Genomic DNA, 18,150 nt, shown 5'->3' on the forward strand with positions numbered 1-18,150 from the left:
GTCACATGTCTTACAGTGAACACAGTTCGCAGCATTGATTTGGAAACGCTTAGAACCGTCATCATTTTCCATCACTTCATAAACACCAGCAGGGCAATAGCGTTGAGCTGGCTCATCCCATTTTGGAAGGTTTACGTTGACAGGAATTGATGCATCAGTCAGTTTCAAATGCGCTGGCTGATTTTCTTCATGTACGGTATTCGATACGAATACAGAAGATAAACGGTCAAAGGTCAACTTGCCATCTGGTTTTGGATAGTTTGGTTTAAACGTTGACGCATCCACAGTTTTCAGTGCTGCAAAATCTTGTTTAAGGTCATGCAAAGTAAATGGTACTTTAAGGATGTTTTGATCGATAAAGTTAAACGCACCACCAATCCACTGACCAAACTTGTGCATTGCAGGGCCAAAGTTGCGTGAGTTATATAACTCTTCTTTTAACCAAGAGTTGTTATATTTGTCAGTATAAGCAGTTAATTCTTTGTCGAAGTGGTCTTCGCCTTCAAGAACACGAGCAATCGCAAGATCACCACCTTTGGCAACACCCGCAGCAATCGCTTCGAATACTGCCTCACCACACAACATACCTGACTTCATTGCAGTGTGTGAGCCTTTGATTTTTGAGAAGTTCAAGAAGCCAGCATCATCACCAATCAAGCAACCGCCTGGGAAAGTCAGTTTAGGCAAAGCATTAAAGCCACCTTTCACAACAGCACGTGCGCCGTAAGAAATACGTTTACCACCTTCAAGGAATTGCTTGATGGTTGGGTGTGTTTTCCAGCGTTGCATTTCCATGAATGGATACATGTGCGGATTTTCATATGATAAATCCACGATCATACCCAAAGTCACCTGATTGTTTTCAGCGTGGTATAACCACCAGCCACCAGATGAACCTGTTTCAGATAATGGCCAGCCAGCACCATGCATCACTAAGCCTGGTTTATGTTTAGCAGGATCGATTTCCCAAAGTTCTTTAATCCCGATACCGTAGTGCTGAGGATCAGCATCTTTATCAAGATTGTATTTTGCAATCAGGCGTTTACCAAGGTGACCACGGCAGCCTTCAGCGAACAATGTATATTTAGCGTGAAGTTCATAACCCGGCGTGAAGTTGTGTGTTGGCTCACCATTTTTGCCAATCCCCATATCACCTGTTTGAATGCCTTTAACGGTACCATCTTCATGGTAAAGCACTTCAGCAGCAGCAAAGCCCGGGAAGATCGAAACTTCTAATTCTTCAGCCTTTTGACCTAACCAACGCACGACATTACCAAGAGAAATGACATAGTTCCCTTCGTTGTGCATTGATTTAGGAACCATCCAATACGGCATCTTTTGTGCTTTGGTATCAGACAATAAGAAATAAGTTTCGTCGCCCGTAACAGGAACATTCAGCGGAGCGCCTTCTTCTTTCCAGTTCGGGAACAATTCATTCATGGCACGCGGTTCAAGTACAGCACCAGAAAGGATATGCGCACCAACTTCAGAGCCTTTTTCAACCACACAAACAGAAAGATCTGGTAGGTTGTTTTCAATCGCTAATTGACGAATTTTAATCGCAGCAGATAAACCCGCAGGTCCAGCGCCTACGATCACTACGTCAAACTCCATCGCTTCGCGTTCGATGTGTTCCATGTAGGACTCCTCATATTTTAAGGGTGGCAACCGTAATCATTGCTATTCGGTGCTGCCATGAGTGTTCTTAATTGCCAAGCACAAAAACTAGCTATTGCGCTTGCAAACGTTTGGGATAGTATAGTTTTAAACCTTGATCTCGCCAATTGGCTGAGCGGTCATATTTTCTCGTCAGCAAGGCATAAACTATGATAAATGAAAATGATTCTCCACAAAACTCTTTAGAAAATCAGGGAAAAACCGTGTTGTCTGATGATAAAAACTTAATGAACATTACACAATACTTAAAAGATGTACAGCAAAGTCACAAAAGGTCAATTCCACCTTTAGACCAATGGCATCCAAAGCATTGTGGCAAAATGGATCTACGCGTAAAAGCTAACGGAGAATGGTGGCACGAAGGTCAATTGGTAAAACGCCAAGCACTGTTAGATCTGTTTAGCAAAGTGCTTTGGAAAGAAGATGGAAAATTCTACTTAAAAACCCCTGTTGAGCAGATCGAAATTGAGGTAGAGGATGAACCTTTATTGATCAATCAGGCTGATCAAGTTGAGATTGAGGGTAAGCTTTATTTACAGTTGACCACAACCAATCAAGATGTCGTGATCGTAGATGAGGAACATCCGATTTTTATGCGGGAATATCAGGGGGAATTGCGTCCATATGTGCATGTACGCTTTGGTATAAATGCATTAATTCAACGACAAAGTTTTTATCATCTCGTGAATTATGGCTGTCTGTCAGAAACTGAAAATGGTGAAGCTGTTTTAACGTTAAAAAGTGGTGATTTGGTATTGCATTTGAGCACCTGAGGTTTAAGCTTAAAAGAGTGAATTAATCATTGTGTCAATATATCTGTATGACTGCCGTTCAACCTATTGCTGAAGTACTTCATCCTATGCCACATGCATCATCAGATGCACCAATTGGGGTTTTTGATTCAGGAATAGGAGGGCTTTCGATAGCACAGGAAATTGCACGACATCTGCCAAATGAGCGCATCATTTATTATGCAGATACGGCGCACGTTCCTTATGGTGCACGTTCTGACCAAGAAATTCGTGAATTAACGGCACATGCAATTGAATGGTTATATCGGCAAGGCTGTAAGATTGCTGTAGTTGCTTGTAATACTGCATCTGCGTTTAGTTTGGATTATTTGCGGGAACACTATGGGGAAAATTTTCCTATTGTTGGATTAGTACCAGCGCTAAAGCCAGCTGTGCTGCAAACACAATCTAAGGTTGTCGCTGTGTTAGCAACCCCTGCAACGTTTCGTGGTCGATTGATCAAAGATGTGATGACCAAGTTTGCTGAACCTGCGGGTGTAAAGGTGTTAACCGTGACCAGTTTGGAGCTTGTTCCATTTGTAGAAGCTGGGCAGCAGATGAGTGATGGTTGTTTAAGCGTATTACGACAGATATTACAACCTGTTGTAGACCAAGGCGCAGATTTTCTCGTACTTGGTTGTACGCACTATCCATTCTTGAAAGATGCTATTCATCAAATTTTTGCTGAAAAGCTGAAATTAATTGATTCAGGACAGGCAGTTGCGCGACAAACAGCATATATTTTGATAAAAAATAGGTTATTATGTGACAAAATAAGTCATAATATTACACGTATTGAATGTTTTGTTAGCGGTCAAAATGCGGTTGAGTTGGAACCAGTACTCCGACACTTGATACCAGAACAACTGACATGGACGATTCAAGATCTGGTTGAAGTTTAGTTTTTGATTCTGAATTTCTAACCATATTTAAGATTTTATGGGGTTATCTGTTCATAAATTACAGGCTCAAGGGCTTGGGTTTATAGATAAGTAAAATGAGGCTCAGCCTATGCAAGATACTCGTTATCAAGTTTTTATTTCTACGTCTGGCAATGAAATGCAACCAGAGCGGGCAGTATTAACTCAAACTTTGGTTGGAATGGGGTTCTTTTCGTGGGGCTTGGAACAGCGCACACCTTTAAGTACCTCGATTGCACGTCGTCAGATTGATGACTGTGATTATGTCGTGATCCTGCTGGGTAGTCAGTACGGTGAGCAATCAGTCTCTGGTGTGGGCTATATGCATCTAGAATATATCTATGCAATGACCAAACAAAAACCAGTGATTGTTTTCATGCATGAAGATCCTGATTCACGTGAAACTAGTTTGCATGATAATAAACCTGAGCTGAAAGAAAAATTTAAAGAGTTTAGAAAACAACTTCAGCATGAGGTTGATCAAGTTTTCTGTTATCGGACATTGAGAGATTTAGAGCTCGCTGTGCGTTCGAGTATGCCACAAATGTTGGAGCGCTATCCTGTTGTGGGCTGGGTTCGTCCTCAAAATACTCAAGTCTTACAAGATGAAATTGACGCATTACGTACCAAAGTAAAACAACTCGAAGCAGAGATGGGGGGGCGTGAAGCTGATCCAATTGCCTCTGTCCCAAAAGTTTCTATGCACGAGTTATATTCATTTGAATATCGTATGCATGCTTATCAAGATGGTAATTTCAAAGAAATAAAAACCTTTCGTAAAATAACTTGGGCACAATTACTTAATGTCTTAGGTGCATCATTTATTATTCCAACACCAGAAGAATATTTTTCAAAGCGTATGAATGAATATTTAAATGAAACTGGTCTAGAGGATGCACGTAAAGAGATGCCACGAGCGCATGCTGTATCTCGTGCGCAGATTAATATCCGTGCTTTGCATGAGATCAAATTGCAGATGCGACAAAATGAGTGGATTGTTCCTGCTGGGCGTGATGATCGTCAACGGATGTTATGGCAGCTGACGCACAAAGGCCAGAAGCTATTGGAAAGTAATATGTTGGATAGTAATCGGGTTTTTCAGTTTAAGACTATGCATTAAACCCATTTAAAAAAAAATCCTAAAACTGCTAAAGTAATGAGAGAAATTTACTTATAGCGGAAGCGGTTAATGTCAGCGATACAAAAACCAAAAGTCACTGTGGTTTTGGCTAATTTAGGTACGCCAGATGAAGCCACTGTGCCAGCAGTGCGTCGTTTCTTAAAACAATTCTTATCTGATACGCGAGTGATCGAAATCCCCAAACCAATTTGGTGGGTGATCTTGCATTTATTCGTTCTGACGTTTCGCCCAAAGCGAGTGGCTGAAGCCTACGCCTCAGTATGGTCAAAAGATTCACCGATGCGGGAAATTGTGCTTGAGCAAGCGCAGTTGGTCAAACAACGCTTACAAGATGAAAATCATCAGTTTGATTTAACGGTTGTACCTGCTATGACTTATGGTCAACCGAGTATTTATGACGTACTGGATCAATTAGAAAAAGACCCACAAGAACATGTCATTTTATTACCATTATTTCCGCAATATTCAGCAACGTCGACAGCACCACTTTATGATGCTTTTGCAAAATGGATTCCTAATCAACGCCATTTACCTGGTTTGACGTTGATTAAAGATTATTATCAGCATCCACTATTTATTCAGGCACTTGCTGAAAGTGTTCTTGAATATCAAACGCATCATGGCAAAGCACAGAAACTACTCATGTCTTTTCATGGTATTCCTCAGCCTTATGCTGATAAAGGCGACCCGTATGCGGATCGTTGTCGAACTACAGCACGTTTAGTCGCTGAAGCGTTGCATTTAAATGATGATGAGTGGGCGATTAGCTTCCAATCGCGATTTGGTAAGCAAGAGTGGGTAAAACCTTATACAGATCAATTGCTGCAACAATGGGGTGAGCAAAAAGTAAAATCTGTACAGGTACTTAGTCCAGCATTCTCAGCAGATTGTTTAGAAACACTTGAAGAATTAGCCATGCAGAATAAAGAAATTTTCCAACATGCAGGTGGTGGAGAATATGCATACATTCCTGCCTTGAATGCGCAACAGTCGCATATAGATTTGCTTGCGAGTCTAGTTCAAGCTAATCTTGATGCTCTTACTCATACCTTAGCCCATCGTTAAATCGACGCTTATTTCGCCAGAGGTTTTTATGCTGCAAGTCAAAATTGTGCCCGTAACTGCATTTGCTCAAAACTGTTCCATTGTTTGGGATAGTGAGAGTAAAGAAGCTGTTTTGATTGATGCGGGCGGTGATGCAGCGGTACTCAAAAAAGAGGTGGAAGCATTAGGTTTAAAGGTCAAGGCACTTTGGCTAACACATGGGCATCTTGATCATGCAGGTGCGGTGGGTGAGCTGGCTGAGACATGGAAAATCCCTGTGATTGGGCCGCATAAAGAAGATCAGTTTTGGTTAGACATGATCCAAGAAGTGTCGGCACGTTATGGCTTTCCGATTCCTCAACCTGTCAAAGTTGATCAGTGGTTGGAGGGGGGAGAAGTCCTTAAACTGGGGGATGATGAATTTGAGGTTCGCTTTGCACCGGGGCATACTCCTGGTCATGTGATGTTCTATAACGCTCAACATGGTTTGCTTTGGACAGGAGATGTACTGTTTAAGGGTTCGATTGGACGTACAGATTTTCCGAAAGGTAATCATCAACAGTTACTTGATTCGATTCAACGTGAGTGCTTTAGCTTGCCTGATGAAACGCAGTTTATTTCAGGTCATGGCCCAATCAGTACCATCGGTTATGAAAAGCAATTTAACCCGTTTGTTGCGAGCAAAGCGGGTTAATCCTCATAGTCATCTTCGTGACGCTGTAAGCCTGCTTGAGGTGCATCTTGAGTAGGCAATTTATATTCTTCACTTGCCCAAGCACCTAGATCGATTAATTTGCAGCGCTCAGAACAAAATGGGCGAAATTCATTGCCTTCCCAAGTGCTAGCTTCACCACAACGTGGACATGGAAATGTACGAGGCATAGAAAATTCCTACAGCAAAACTAAATACATTAGGCAAAAGCAAAGTGACTTGTTAGACTTATGCCCGATTTATAGATAGTTTGATGTGATTATGTCGATTCGTCAATTTCAAGCGCATAGAATGCAAGCTCCACGAGATTTTCAGCAAATTCCAAATACACCAATTTGCGTTGAAATTGGTGCTGGTAAAGGTAAGCATGCCTTACTTTTTACAGGACAAAATCCTCAAACCACGTTATATGCAATTGAGCGGACTAAAGAAAAATTTTTGGCGATGCAAAAACAGCATCAACTTGAAGTGCGTGAATATTTAAACCCGATTCATGCGGATGCATTACCGTGGATCGTCCATGCTTTATTTCCAGCACAAGTTGAACATTTCTTTATTCTCTATCCCAACCCAGAACCTCATAATCCAGCACAACGCTGGTTAAATATGCCTTTTTTTGAGTTTCTAATTTCGCGCTTAAAGCCGAATGGCACGATTACACTTGCCAGTAACATTCCCGAATATATTGATGAAGCGGAACAGCAACTAATTGAATTGTGGAAGCTGCCGTATGAAAAACAAAAAATTGCTAGCGATTCGGCACGTACACATTTTGAAATTAAGTACTTAGAACGCGGTGAATTATGCCAGCAATTGCTAATCACTAAGCCTCAGGAATATGTCACGCGTTTTGATGATTTCATGCCATTACAAGGGCAGATCATGTCTGAGAGCAGTGATGCCGAATAAGCGCATTGCCATTATTGGCGCTGGCCCAGCAGGTTTGATGGCAGCCGAAGTGCTCAGTCAATATGACTATACGATTGATGTGTTTGAGCAAAAACCTTCTGCTGCACGTAAATTTTTGATGGCAGGGAAAACAGGACTGAATATTTCCCACAATGAGCCTGTCGCGGATTTTATTCAACGCTATGATCACGCGGAATGGCTTACGCCTTGGATCAAACAGTGGGATGCAGCGTGGATTCAAAATTGGATGTATGGTTTAGGCATCGAATCCTATATTGGCAGCTCTGGACGTGTTTTCCCCGTTGAAATGAAAGCAGCGCCTTTACTTCGCGCTTGGCTAAAACGTTTGATGACAGCGAAGGTAAAATTTCACTATCGCCATCGCTGTGTAGAATTATCTAAAAATGAACTCACGATTGAAAATCAGACTCAGCGTTTTACGGCAAGTTATGATGCGATAGTTTTGGCATGTGGTGCGGTGTCTTGGACTCAGTTGGGTAGTGATGGCTTATGGCAAGATTGGTTAGCACAGGACGAAATTGAAACTTTTCAACCCAGCAATGTTGGAGTACTGAAAACATGGTCGCCATTTATGCAAGATTGTTTTGGGCAACCACTCAAACGCGTTGATGCATGGGTGAATGCAGAAAACAAAACGCATGGCGATATTGTGATTACACACTATGGTTTGGAAAGTGGTGTGATCTATAAGTTAGGGCGTGATTTAAGAGTCTTAAATGCTAACCATCAAGTCTTACAACTTTATTTGGATTTGCTGCCTGATGTCAGTCTGGAGCAGTTAGAAAATAAGTTACAAGGTAATAAAAAGCAGTCTTTAACCAATATTTGGCGTAAAGCGGGCTTAGATCAAGTCAAAATCAATTTAATTCGTGAAGTCGTTGCTAAAGCACAATGGTCTGATGCTAGACGAATGGCGCAACATATTAAACAGTTATGTATTCCTTTGGATGGATTTCGTCCTATTGAAGAAGCCATTAGTTGTGCAGGCGGCGTAAAGCAAGCGGCACTGTCTCCGCGGTTACAATTGCGATCTAATCCTTATATCTTTTGTTGTGGTGAAATGTTGGATTGGGATGCACCCACAGGTGGTTATTTACTGACAGCTTGTTTTGCAACAGGACGGGCAGCAGGACAAGGTGTTCATCAACTTTTGAGTGACTAAAACAGCTCACTTTTTTACGCTATATCCGATATTATTTTGACTAAAAATATTCTAATTTATGACGAGCCGATATGAATACTGAACACACTTTAGAAGAGCAAAACATAGAAATTATTCAACCATTTCAGCCAAAAAATTTATTCAATTTATTTTTTAAACCGAAGACATTTTTTTCTCAATCGAATCACTATCACCATAAAAGTATTATGCTGATGGCTTATTTGATTGGTGTTGTCGCTGTAATGGATCGCATTGATCAGAAGCTGTTAAGTTCTGAGCTTGGTCAATCTTCATTTTTTACAGATTCCCTAACAGAGACATGGTTCGCCTACTGGCTTTGGGTGCTGGGAATGGGCATTTTGTCGGCTGCATTGGCTTGGGTCATACAAGGCTGGTGGTATAAAACACGTCTGCAATTTTCTGGTGTTCGGGATGCGGATCCGCAACTGGCTAGACATGTATTTGTTTTGCAGGCATTAGTTTATGTATTGCCGATCATTGTTGTCACTTTGATTCAAACATTTCTCTATAAAAATTATGTCGATGCCTATAATAATTCGACGTTTTTAGCTGTGATAACAATTCCATTTTTATTGCTTTCATGTTGGGTAAGTTATCGTGGAGCGACACAGGTTTTTAACACCAATGCTTGGGCTAAGTTTTGGTTCTTGGGCATGCCTGTCGTTTTCTACATTACGATTGGTGGTTTATTTGCAGCATTAGTGAATTAATTTAAAACGTAATGCTTTTCAAAGTTCTAAGCATAGCATTCAAATTTTCAATACTTTTGTTTTTACCATTTGCTTGTTATTTCTATTTTATTAATGCTAATTTTTAGAGAACTTTGATTGGGATAATAACTATGTCTTTAGCTGCGCCGATTTTTCAAGGAAGCTGTTTGTGTGGTGGTATTCATTATGAAATCCACGGGGAGATCGGTGATGTTATACAGTGCCATTGCCAGCGCTGTCGTAAAGCTAATGGCACAGCTTTTGCGACCAATGCACCGATCAGCAGCACAGCATTTAAAATTACTCAAGGCGAAAATTTAGTTAAAAAATTTGCAGCATCAGGTGTATATCGTTGGTTTTGTGGTGAGTGTGGTTCTCCATTGATTAGTTCTCGAGATGCACAACCTGAGTTATATCGTTTAAGAATAGGGACCTTGGATACACCTTTGCAGCAAAAGCCTCAGATGCATATTTTTGTTGGCTCTAAAGCAGAATGGGACTGTATTGCAGATGATTTACCTCAGTTTGAGGAGCGTCCATAAAGCAAGCATTGCTTTTTGATGATTCGGCAATGTATTTGATTTCTTGGTCCTTGTTTTGGGTATAAATATGATTTTTGATACGGCATCACTTTCGCCAACAGAGGTTTATCGGTTATTGGTTGGAGGCATCACACCAAGACCCATTGCGTGGATTAGTACCTTATCTACTGAGGGTGTAGCCAATATTGCCCCTTATTCTTTTTTCAATGTTGCAAGCTGTAATCCTCCGATTCTGTGGTATTCACAAGTCAATCCACAAAGTGGTCAAGATAAAGATACTTTGAGAAATTTAATCGCAACGAAGCAATGTGTGATTCATATTGCCAATACTGAATTATTGGAAAAGATGAATTTATCCTGTGCACTGTTGCCACCAGAACAGAGTGAATTTGAATTCGCTAAGATTGAATCTTGTGAGAGTCATTCTGTTCAACCACTGGCTGTAAAAGACGCACCGATTCGATATGAATGCCAATTAAGAGAAGTTTTACAACTGAGTAGTTTAGCTTCTGGCGGTACAGTTGCATTGTTAGATGTAAAGGCAATTTATGTGGCTGATCATCTTTGGGATGGCACAATGATCGATCAACAGAATTTACACAGCGTTGGGAAAATGGGTGGGGATTTTTATAGCTTAACCAATGAATTGCATAAGTTATCTAGACCATAAAACTCAATTTCAGAGTTAATAAAGCAGGAAATAATCCCTCTTAAATGATTATTTTGCAGTTAAAGCATTACCTTCAAAGTTTACTTTTTCTCAGCCAATTGTCAGAAATTCACGAACTACACTGGATAGTGCTGGCGGGCTAATCTGCGTGATTTCAATAGATTGGCACTGATTAAACTGAGCAAAGCGTTGTAAAGTATCAAGAAATGGCGGCAACCAAGATGGCATGTCAATCTGTGTATTTTCGATATGCAAATGAATAAGTTCAAATTGACCATTTTTACGATGTGCTTTGCAATCTACTCGACCAATGAAAATATCGCCAAATAAGATCGGCAAACAAAAATATCCATACTTACGTTTGGCTTGTGGTGTGTAGCACTCAAGACGAAAATCAAAGTCAAAATGGGTTTTGATTCGTTCACGATGAATGATGGCGTTGTCAAAAGGCGAGAGCAGTGACAGGTTGCTATGTGGTGTATTTTCGATTTGATCTTGCAAACCAGTCAGCACGTAGATTGTAGGAAATTCAGCAATATTTAATTTTTGGATCACACCTTCTTCAAGCATGTGTTGTAAAACCGATACAACATTTTTCCGCAGGGTCGGCTCGGTTTTTAAATGGGTGATTTGTTTGATCGTCGTAAAGCCATAAGCGCGTAAATAGGTCTTAACCAAGTATTCAGCATATTCAAGCGGGTCTGGACATGTAGTATTAATATGATTGGGCAACACTCTTTCGCTCAAATCATAGACTTTCTCGATGCCGTTTCGAGCACTAATCATCAAGTCACCTTGCATAAAAAGCTGCTCAAGCGCCATTTTGGTTGGTTTCCAATTCCACCAGCTGCCTTGCTTTTTGCTTAAGCTTTCAAAGTCTCTCGCTTTTTGAGCGCCTTCAATGCGGATTCGATCATAAACATGACGCATGACTTGTACATCTGCTTGATAATAACGTGATTCTCGATTTTTGATGCTGTGCATTTTGGGCAGCGCGTATCTAAAATCTTGTATCGGCAAATAAGATGCTGCATGAAACCAATATTCAAAAATCTGACCCTCTGCAACCAATTGGTCGAGCCATTGCGGTTGATAGTCAGGAATACGTGTCCAAAAAGTGTGATGATGTGCTCTAGCCACCATGGATAAGGTATCAATTTGCACATAACCCAATTGTGTCAGTGTTTGAATCACGGCTGTCTTACCTGTTCCAAAGGCTGACTTTTGATGAAGGCCTTGTGCTGCTAAAGTGATGTTCCTGAGTTGTTGTAATACATTGTTTTGATTGATCAGCATTATTTTTCTCAGATTATTTTTAAAATTATGCAGTGGACAATATAAATGCTCAAGGGAGCATCAAAGCAAAGCAGGCGAACAGTGTTCGCCCCCTAGCGTCATGGCTGTCTTGAGCCAATAAGATCATTATTTTGCAGTTAAAGCTTCGCCTTCAAACTTTACGCCATCCCAGCCATTTTGCATAAACTGACGAATGTTTTGATGGTCTGTTGCTTCTGGTGTCGCGAGAACAGATGCATAATGTTCTGCAAATAAGCTCAGCGTATCTTGTTGATTTAAACCTTCTAGCTTTGCAAAAGTGAGTACTTTAGCGCTGCCTTGATTCTCGGTTGCTGCATTGAATTGTGCACCATTCTGAAAAGCCGTAGGGGTATGTTGGTAACGTGCTTCAATAAACGCCAATACATCTGCAAACTTTGCAGAACCATCTTTAAGTTGAGCCAATAAGCTTTGAGCCATTTTAAATTCCATGTTCACTTCACTGAATGCAAGAATCATAGCACTGAATGGCTGAAATTGATGAGTCGATGTGACCAAACTAGACGTATTGGATGAAACAAAATCTAATGTTCACTTACTGAGTTAAAATGAACTGTTTTCAATAAAAACATAATAAATCAGTGTTAAAGTGAATAAGAATTAATGTCTTAGTATTTGTTTTAGGTTAAGTATTATCTTTCAAGAACAATTCAATAAATTTTTTTTGGGGAGCATTAAAAACATAGTGATCCTTTCCCAATTGCGAATCAAGTCTATAAATAAATGAATCTATAAAGCTGTAATTCTTTTCAGGGAATGTCAAATATTGATACATAGCAGCTGTCAAAAAGAATTTAAAACCATTTGTGTCTAGAAAACTACATGAATTGCCAAAGTAATATAAATATTCATAATTAACATCTTTCCACGTATTGATTCCTTCTTGAGGTCTACTTCTTGTAGAGGCCGCCTTTAAAGCAGCATTTGTATAAAACTCAGGCCATTGAAAGTTATATTTGAGGATTAAATCTTCAGCAGTCATATTAATTGCAGATAAATAATTATCATCAATCTGGTTGAAATATCTATGATGTGTATCATAAAAATCACATTCTAATAAAGAATAAGATTCACCCAAAGGAATCTGTGGAAAAATTTCTTCGAGATATTTTCTATTACTTGCTACCATATCTAGTTTCCCAATCGTTCAAAGCTATTTTATCTGGCTATTCTTTTAATATGATTTAGATTTCTCTGTAAAAATAAGAATTTCTATTAATCCATCTGGTTTTAAGTATTCAGAGTGAATAGTCTAGTGTCTGGGAGTTATGCCAATAAGCTTTTAGCCATTTTAAATTCCATGTTCACTTCACTGAATGCAAGAATCATAGCATTGAATGGTTGAAATTGATGAGTCGATGTGACCAAACTGGACGTATTGATTGAAGATGATTATGCTCATCGCAATGATGAGTGATATGACAACAATGAATAGACATCGTTTTAAGCCACCTAAACAAAATACACTTTTTCAATTGCTTGCCAAATTTTTGAGTTGTCGTTTGATTTTGCAGTTGCGCCGACTGTTGATGCGTTGTATTCCATTTATGCGTTTAGAAAGTCAGGTCAAAGATATTGTCTATTTATCTTGGCTGGTAGATGTGGAGCAGGTACGTCAGCATTATCCCTCGGAAGTACCACTTTGGGAGAAGCAAGGTAAAACAATTTTTACGATTTTAACCTATCAACATCAGCATTTCGGTTTTCGCTTCTTAGGTGGGTTACGTCAATGGATGCCGTCGCCACAGCAAAGTAATTGGCGATTTTATCTAGATCATACTTATCCGAAGACCGTGATTTTTGAGCAAGTGCTTTTAGATCAGTATCTCTATGTGATGGGTGGACGACTAGCCAGTGATGTGATGCCTGCACAATATGCGCCTGTATTTCAGCATCAGTTTAATCCACAGCAGCAAAGTATTCAGACAGATGTTTTTGTTGATACAGACTATTCATTTAACAGTGATGTAAAAATGACACAGGAAAAAACACTCACACCAACATGGCAACAGATGTTTGATTCATGGGATGAGGCGGTACAATTTTTGGTGGATCAAGATCACGCTTGGGCAGAATGGGTTGATCGACCTGAATGCATTTCGCAGGGTGATATTGAGATGCCTGTTCAGTATGAAGATATACGAGCTGCTCAAATCTTGTCTCTTAACGCGCCTGCATTATTAAAGAAATTTGGCGTGGAAAGTGACACAGATGCTTTTGCATTTGTTGTCCCTGCTTTAGATTTTCATGTACTCGGTGAACGGATTTTAGAAAAATCGAACTAGATTGTGGATAACTTTATGTTTATACACAGTGTTGAGTTGTCTAAAAATTATGTTATTTTAGAGCAAAGGAGATGGCATTCCTCCTATCACAAACCGCTCCATTTTTTACTAGATGAGAGCTAATGATGCCTACGTTTCCCTGAACAGGGGCGTAGGTTTGTGCGTGCTCTGTTCTTTAATTTGGAGTTCGCAGATGATCAGTCCTCAGAAAAATAAACCCATGCTGAATGTTTATTTAGCTCCAAATCTGTGTTTGGAGTGAATCATGTATTATCCTTTAATTTCAATCGCATTAGGTTCAATATTCGGTGCTTGGTTGCGCTGGTTTATTGGACTCAAACTCAATCCAATTTTTCCTAATATTCCACTGGGAACAGTCGCCGTAAATTTTGTTGGTGGTTTTATCATCGGATTTGCAATTTCATATTTTTCTCAAAGTTCACTCAGTCCCAATTATAAACTTTTTGTGATTACAGGCTTTTGTGGCGCGCTTACAACATTTTCAACCTTTTCAGCTGAGATCGTGACCTTATTACAAAGTGGTAAATTGGGTTATGCATGTGCCGCAATTGCGATTCATGTTTTAGGCTCATTGTTATTTACGATTTTAGGAATGAGTTTACATCAGTGGTTAAGCGCGGCTTAGTTGGGGGAATAGTCAAAATGAATGGATTTTTAATTACTTTTTATACTGCCCAAAATCGAACTTATCAGGGGCAGCCAATGAATGAGTGGTTGTTTAGTGTCGCGAAGAAAATGAATCTACGAGGTGCAACGATGTTAAGTGCCGTCGAAGGTTTAGACCATCACGGTCAATTGCATTCTGGACATTTCTTTGAACTTGCGGATCGCCCAGTACAAGTTCAGTTTGCTGTGACAGAGGATCAAGCAAAGGAATTGTTAGATTATTTGAATAGCAAAGAAATCTCTTTGTTTTATGTCAAAGCACCCATTGAGTTTGGTTTCGTTGGACAATCTGAAAACGAGATTTGAATTTTAGGCATAAAAAAAGAAGTCTAAGCGGAGGAGATTGCCTTAGACTTCGAATAATTACAGCCTAATGGGTGAAACTTAAAATAAGATTAACCCTTGCGGTTAAAACGACCAAAGCGTTTATTAAAGCTTGCAACACGACCTTCATTGCTCGCCTGACGTTGCTCACCTGTATAAAAGGGGTGTGATGCACTTGAAATATCCAGCGTAACGTATGGATAAACTTTACCTTGATATTCTTTCGTTTGCTTGGTTTGAAGCGTACTCCCAATTAAGAAATAAGCATCCGCATTGGTGTCATGAAATAGAACTTGTTGGTATGTAGGGTGGATATCTTTACGCATTTTCAAATACTCCTAATTTATATAGAAATGTTATAACATAACAATACATGGAGTCAATTCATGAAACTTCAAGCTGTATTATTTATACATTTAAATAATACAGCTTCTTTTAAATTCGCCGATGAAAAGTAGGATGGGTTTAATAATTCGGTACCAGTTCTTCAAAAAGATCATTCAAATTGTCATGCACCTTCAGATGAATGAGATTCCAGTAATGTCCTGAAATCGTTCGATTCACCATCAGCGTATCAGGTGATGGTTTAAAGACATCCCAATATTTTAATGATTTCTTCACCAGTCTCATGCCATCGTGATGAGATGAGTTTTCAGCAAAATCGTAATGTGTGCTTAATGGACGCAGTAGGATTTCGATCCACTGGACATAAAGCTCGCTTGGAAATTTTTGCTTTTCAGCGATTGAATGTAGCTCAACCAGTAGATTTTCAACCTGATTAATATCTTCTTGGCGAGCTGCATTTACCAATGCTTTAAAATGCTGAATGATTTCAGGTGAAAGGGTTTTTACACTGCCGTAGTCATAAATGATGATACTGCCATCTTCTCGGAATGCAAAATTCCCTGGATGGGGGTCACAGTGAAAACGTTTTAAGAAAAACATTTCTTGCCCCAAAGCACGAATTAAACGTCGACCAATTTGATTGCGTGTTTCGACTGACCATGTACTTGCCGTTTCAATGGACTCGCCTTGTTCTAAGCTGAGTGTAAGAACGCGACGAGAAGAATATTCTTTATAGACCGTCGGTATAATGACTTGGTCATCGAGTTTTTCATGAAATGTTTTAAAGACTTCGAGGTTTTGTGCCTCAATTTCATAATTAAGTTCAGCAGATAAACTATCTTGGATTTCTTTAAAAAGTTGGTCTTGTAATTTTTTATCAATTTTTAAAACACCCATGAGACGAAGTGCAAGGCGGACTTGTTTTAAATCACTTTCACATGCATCGTCGACCCCTGGATATTGTACTTTTACCACAACTGATTGACCATTCGGTAGCACTGCACGGTGTACTTGTCCAATCGATGCAGCAGCAAAAGGCTCTGCTTCAAAAGAGCTAAATACTTCAGTTAAGGGTTTACCTAGCTCTTTTTCAACTTGCTGTTTAATTGCAGTGAAAGGCATTGCTGGCGCTTGGCGTTGTAGTTTGGCAATTGCTTTAGCGACTTCAGGTGGGAAAATATCTTTGTACTGTGAGGCGATTTGACCTACTTTCATCACCGCGCCTTTCATTTCACCTAAGGTGTCAGCAATTTGTAATCCGATGTCTTGGAAAAGTTGGCTTCGCGCAGCATTTTTTTGTTCTTCATCTGCATTGAGGTTACGAATGGAGTTGGCGACGCTTTTGGTCGCAATACTTGCGGTCATACCAGCGAGTTTTAGAAAACGTTTACTGGGTGAACTTGCATGCTTCGCCATTTCGCTTGACCTCATAGGATCCAGTTTTAAATTGATACTTTGATCATAGGCGACAAAACTTAAATTGCCTATAACAAAATGTTAAGTGATGTAATTTAAAAATCTCCCCTAAATTATCTTTAAAAGAGGGGAGTGCTTGAGTATCTAAGGTGATTTTAGGTTGTTGAGTGCCTTTTATTTTTATTCTTCTTGATATTTTAAATCTCTTGAGAGCTGTAGTGAGACTTACAGCTTCACTAGAAAAAATATCTAAAGGAGGTTGGCTAAGCGTTTATTGTTTAAATACAATCGCCCAATAAGTAATACACATGCGATGGTTAAACCAATAATCAATCCTAACCAAACACCTGCGACACCCCAAACGGTATAGCGTGCTAAATACAGCCCGATTGGAAAGGCGATCACCCAATACGCCATCAACGTAATCCACATCGGTGCTTGTGTATCTTGCATACCACGCAAGCACCCTGCGGCACTGACTTGCCAAGCATCCATGAGTTGATATGCCATGGCAAACCAAAGTAAATACATAGCAACAGGAATCACTTGAAGGTCATCTGTGTAAATTGCCACGATGTATGGGCGTGCAACCGCGATCAATGTCATCGTACAGGCTGCAAAGAATGTTGCGCTCAATAACCCTACTTTTTGAACTTGTCGCATGGCAAGCCAGTTCTTTTCACCATAATACATTCCCACACGAATGGTGAGTGCAATAGCTAGAGACAATGGAATCATGAACAATTGAGAAGTCACGGAAATGGCAATTTGATGTGCAGCAATTGCATTTTCGCCTAATGGGCTGAGGACCAATGCGCCTGTACTGAAAATACTAACTTCGAAGAAAACTGCGAGTCCGATTGGAAAACCAAGCTTGAGTATTCTTTTTACCCAATACGGATCAATTTTTTCCCATTGAGTGAAAATAGGTGCTTGTTTATATGCTTTTGCTTTAGAGATGTAGATCGCCAAAGTGATGAACATTAACCATTGTAGAATTGCTGTAGCAAAACCACACCCAGCACTCCCCAATGCAGGAATTGGTCCAAATCCATACATAAAGATAAAGTTCAGCGGGATGAGGACAAGTAACGCGATTAGGCTAATTGCCGTAACAGGACGTGGATGGCCTAAGGCCTCGGAGTAACTGCGTAATGCTGCATACATCATTACCGCGGGCATACCAAAGCCAATCGCATGCAAGAATAAGCTCGCTTTAGGTAATAAGGCTTCTGGTACGCCGAAAAGTGGCAGTAGCATTGGCATTGCTTGCAAGATCAGCATTGCCAAAATACCGAGGATGAAAGCGACCCACAAAGATTGGCGAGCAATCGTTGGAATTTTTTCAGGTGTTTTCGCACCACGTGCTTCCGCAACGAGTGGCGTAGCAGCAATCATAATTCCTGCAAACAACAACATAACAGGAATCCATAAGCCG

Annotated in this window: 21 protein-coding genes and 1 riboswitch; of the genes, 13 read left to right on the top strand and 8 right to left on the bottom strand. The window is 40.0% G+C overall.

What is annotated here, in order from left to right:
• Positions 1-1,638, bottom strand: a 1,638-nt coding sequence (locus tag B4237_RS10490; RefSeq protein WP_286943016.1) for an electron transfer flavoprotein-ubiquinone oxidoreductase, incomplete at its 3' end; no start/stop codon positions are given.
• A 188-nt stretch (positions 1,639-1,826) separates the two neighbouring features.
• On the opposite strand from B4237_RS10490, the gene B4237_RS10495 reads away from it, so the two are divergent.
• The 5 genes from B4237_RS10495 (at position 1,827) to B4237_RS10515 (ending at position 6,267) form a co-directional block, all read left to right on the top strand.
• Complete coding sequence (locus tag B4237_RS10495) at positions 1,827-2,450, top strand: DUF1285 domain-containing protein (RefSeq protein WP_007479174.1); 624 nt, start codon at positions 1,827-1,829, stop codon at positions 2,448-2,450.
• A 47-nt stretch (positions 2,451-2,497) separates the two neighbouring features.
• On the top strand, positions 2,498-3,370 hold the full coding sequence (murI, locus tag B4237_RS10500) for a glutamate racemase (RefSeq protein WP_061392209.1): 873 nt from the start codon (positions 2,498-2,500) through the stop codon (positions 3,368-3,370).
• A gap of 109 nt (positions 3,371-3,479) precedes the next feature.
• Positions 3,480-4,508, top strand: coding sequence for a DUF4062 domain-containing protein (locus tag B4237_RS10505; protein WP_061392210.1), 1,029 nt, complete (start codon positions 3,480-3,482; stop codon positions 4,506-4,508).
• A 69-nt stretch (positions 4,509-4,577) separates the two neighbouring features.
• Positions 4,578-5,594 carry a ferrochelatase gene (hemH, locus tag B4237_RS10510; protein WP_019385779.1) on the top strand — a complete coding sequence of 339 codons (1,017 nt, stop codon included), beginning with the start codon at positions 4,578-4,580 and terminating at the stop codon, positions 5,592-5,594.
• Between the two features lie 28 nt (positions 5,595-5,622).
• A complete protein-coding gene (locus B4237_RS10515; protein ID WP_004876592.1) occupies positions 5,623-6,267 on the top strand; it encodes an MBL fold metallo-hydrolase in 645 nt (214 codons plus the stop codon).
• Here B4237_RS10515 and B4237_RS10520 read toward each other — a convergent pair.
• On the bottom strand, positions 6,264-6,455 hold the full coding sequence (locus B4237_RS10520) for a DNA gyrase inhibitor YacG (RefSeq protein ID WP_007479167.1): 192 nt from the start codon (positions 6,453-6,455) through the stop codon (positions 6,264-6,266). The genes B4237_RS10515 and B4237_RS10520 overlap by 4 nt on opposite strands.
• An 85-nt stretch (positions 6,456-6,540) precedes the next feature.
• Between B4237_RS10520 and B4237_RS10525 the strand changes: the two genes are divergently transcribed.
• From B4237_RS10525 to B4237_RS10545, 5 genes are all read left to right on the top strand, one after another.
• Complete coding sequence (locus B4237_RS10525) at positions 6,541-7,194, top strand: SAM-dependent methyltransferase (RefSeq protein WP_171056585.1); 654 nt, start codon at positions 6,541-6,543, stop codon at positions 7,192-7,194.
• Positions 7,184-8,377, top strand: coding sequence for a TIGR03862 family flavoprotein (locus tag B4237_RS10530; RefSeq protein WP_278595948.1), 1,194 nt, complete (start codon positions 7,184-7,186; stop codon positions 8,375-8,377). Before B4237_RS10525 ends, B4237_RS10530 begins: the two co-directional genes overlap by 11 nt.
• 71 nt (positions 8,378-8,448) lie before the next feature.
• Entirely contained in the window at positions 8,449-9,108 is a 660-nt protein-coding gene (locus tag B4237_RS10535) for a hypothetical protein (RefSeq protein ID WP_278595947.1), read from the top strand.
• A 131-nt stretch (positions 9,109-9,239) separates the two neighbouring features.
• Positions 9,240-9,650 carry a GFA family protein gene (locus B4237_RS10540; protein WP_061392215.1) on the top strand — a complete coding sequence of 137 codons (411 nt, stop codon included), beginning with the start codon at positions 9,240-9,242 and terminating at the stop codon, positions 9,648-9,650.
• A 67-nt stretch (positions 9,651-9,717) separates the two neighbouring features.
• Positions 9,718-10,320 (top strand): flavin reductase family protein, encoded by a 603-nt coding sequence (locus B4237_RS10545; protein WP_278595945.1) that lies wholly within the window; start codon positions 9,718-9,720, stop codon positions 10,318-10,320.
• Between the two features lie 90 nt (positions 10,321-10,410).
• Here the strand turns inward: B4237_RS10545 and B4237_RS10550 are convergent, their stop codons facing one another.
• The 3 genes from B4237_RS10550 to B4237_RS10560 all read right to left on the bottom strand — a co-directional run bounded on the left by B4237_RS10550 (position 10,411) and on the right by B4237_RS10560 (position 12,784).
• Positions 10,411-11,616, bottom strand: a complete 1,206-nt coding sequence (locus B4237_RS10550; RefSeq protein WP_278595944.1) for a winged helix-turn-helix domain-containing protein — start codon at positions 11,614-11,616, stop codon at positions 10,411-10,413.
• A gap of 126 nt (positions 11,617-11,742) precedes the next feature.
• The gene (locus B4237_RS10555; RefSeq protein ID WP_061397909.1) at positions 11,743-12,075 is read right to left on the bottom strand and encodes a HopJ type III effector protein; all 333 of its coding nucleotides are present in this window, start codon (positions 12,073-12,075) and stop codon (positions 11,743-11,745) included.
• Between the two features lie 205 nt (positions 12,076-12,280).
• Positions 12,281-12,784 carry a hypothetical protein gene (locus tag B4237_RS10560; RefSeq protein WP_278595943.1) on the bottom strand — a complete coding sequence of 168 codons (504 nt, stop codon included), beginning with the start codon at positions 12,782-12,784 and terminating at the stop codon, positions 12,281-12,283.
• A gap of 298 nt (positions 12,785-13,082) precedes the next feature.
• Here B4237_RS10560 and B4237_RS10565 point away from each other — a divergent pair, with 298 nt between their 5' ends.
• From B4237_RS10565 to B4237_RS10575, 3 genes are all read left to right on the top strand, one after another.
• On the top strand, positions 13,083-13,940 hold the full coding sequence (locus B4237_RS10565) for a DUF2071 domain-containing protein (RefSeq protein WP_286943030.1): 858 nt from the start codon (positions 13,083-13,085) through the stop codon (positions 13,938-13,940).
• A 58-nt stretch (positions 13,941-13,998) separates the two neighbouring features.
• A riboswitch (Fluoride riboswitch) is annotated at positions 13,999-14,079 on the top strand.
• Between the two features lie 126 nt (positions 14,080-14,205).
• Positions 14,206-14,586, top strand: a complete 381-nt coding sequence (gene crcB, locus B4237_RS10570) for a fluoride efflux transporter CrcB (protein ID WP_004876608.1) — start codon at positions 14,206-14,208, stop codon at positions 14,584-14,586.
• A gap of 17 nt (positions 14,587-14,603) precedes the next feature.
• Positions 14,604-14,933 carry a DUF190 domain-containing protein gene (locus tag B4237_RS10575; protein ID WP_061397908.1) on the top strand — a complete coding sequence of 110 codons (330 nt, stop codon included), beginning with the start codon at positions 14,604-14,606 and terminating at the stop codon, positions 14,931-14,933.
• 89 nt (positions 14,934-15,022) lie between these two features.
• On the opposite strand, the gene B4237_RS10580 is transcribed toward B4237_RS10575, so the two are convergent.
• The 3 genes from B4237_RS10580 to B4237_RS10590 form a co-directional block, all read right to left on the bottom strand.
• Positions 15,023-15,277, bottom strand: coding sequence for a type B 50S ribosomal protein L31 (locus B4237_RS10580; RefSeq protein WP_007479144.1), 255 nt, complete (start codon positions 15,275-15,277; stop codon positions 15,023-15,025).
• 139 nt (positions 15,278-15,416) lie between these two features.
• Entirely contained in the window at positions 15,417-16,712 is a 1,296-nt protein-coding gene (locus B4237_RS10585; RefSeq protein WP_023013177.1) for an ABC1 kinase family protein, read from the bottom strand.
• 249 nt (positions 16,713-16,961) lie between these two features.
• On the bottom strand, positions 16,962-18,150 hold a 1,189-nt coding region (locus tag B4237_RS10590; RefSeq protein WP_286943028.1), incomplete at its 5' end, for an MATE family efflux transporter.

The sequence above is a fragment of the Acinetobacter sp. UBA6526 genome (genome assembly GCF_002434875.1).
GTDB lineage: Bacteria > Pseudomonadota > Gammaproteobacteria > Pseudomonadales > Moraxellaceae > Acinetobacter > Acinetobacter venetianus.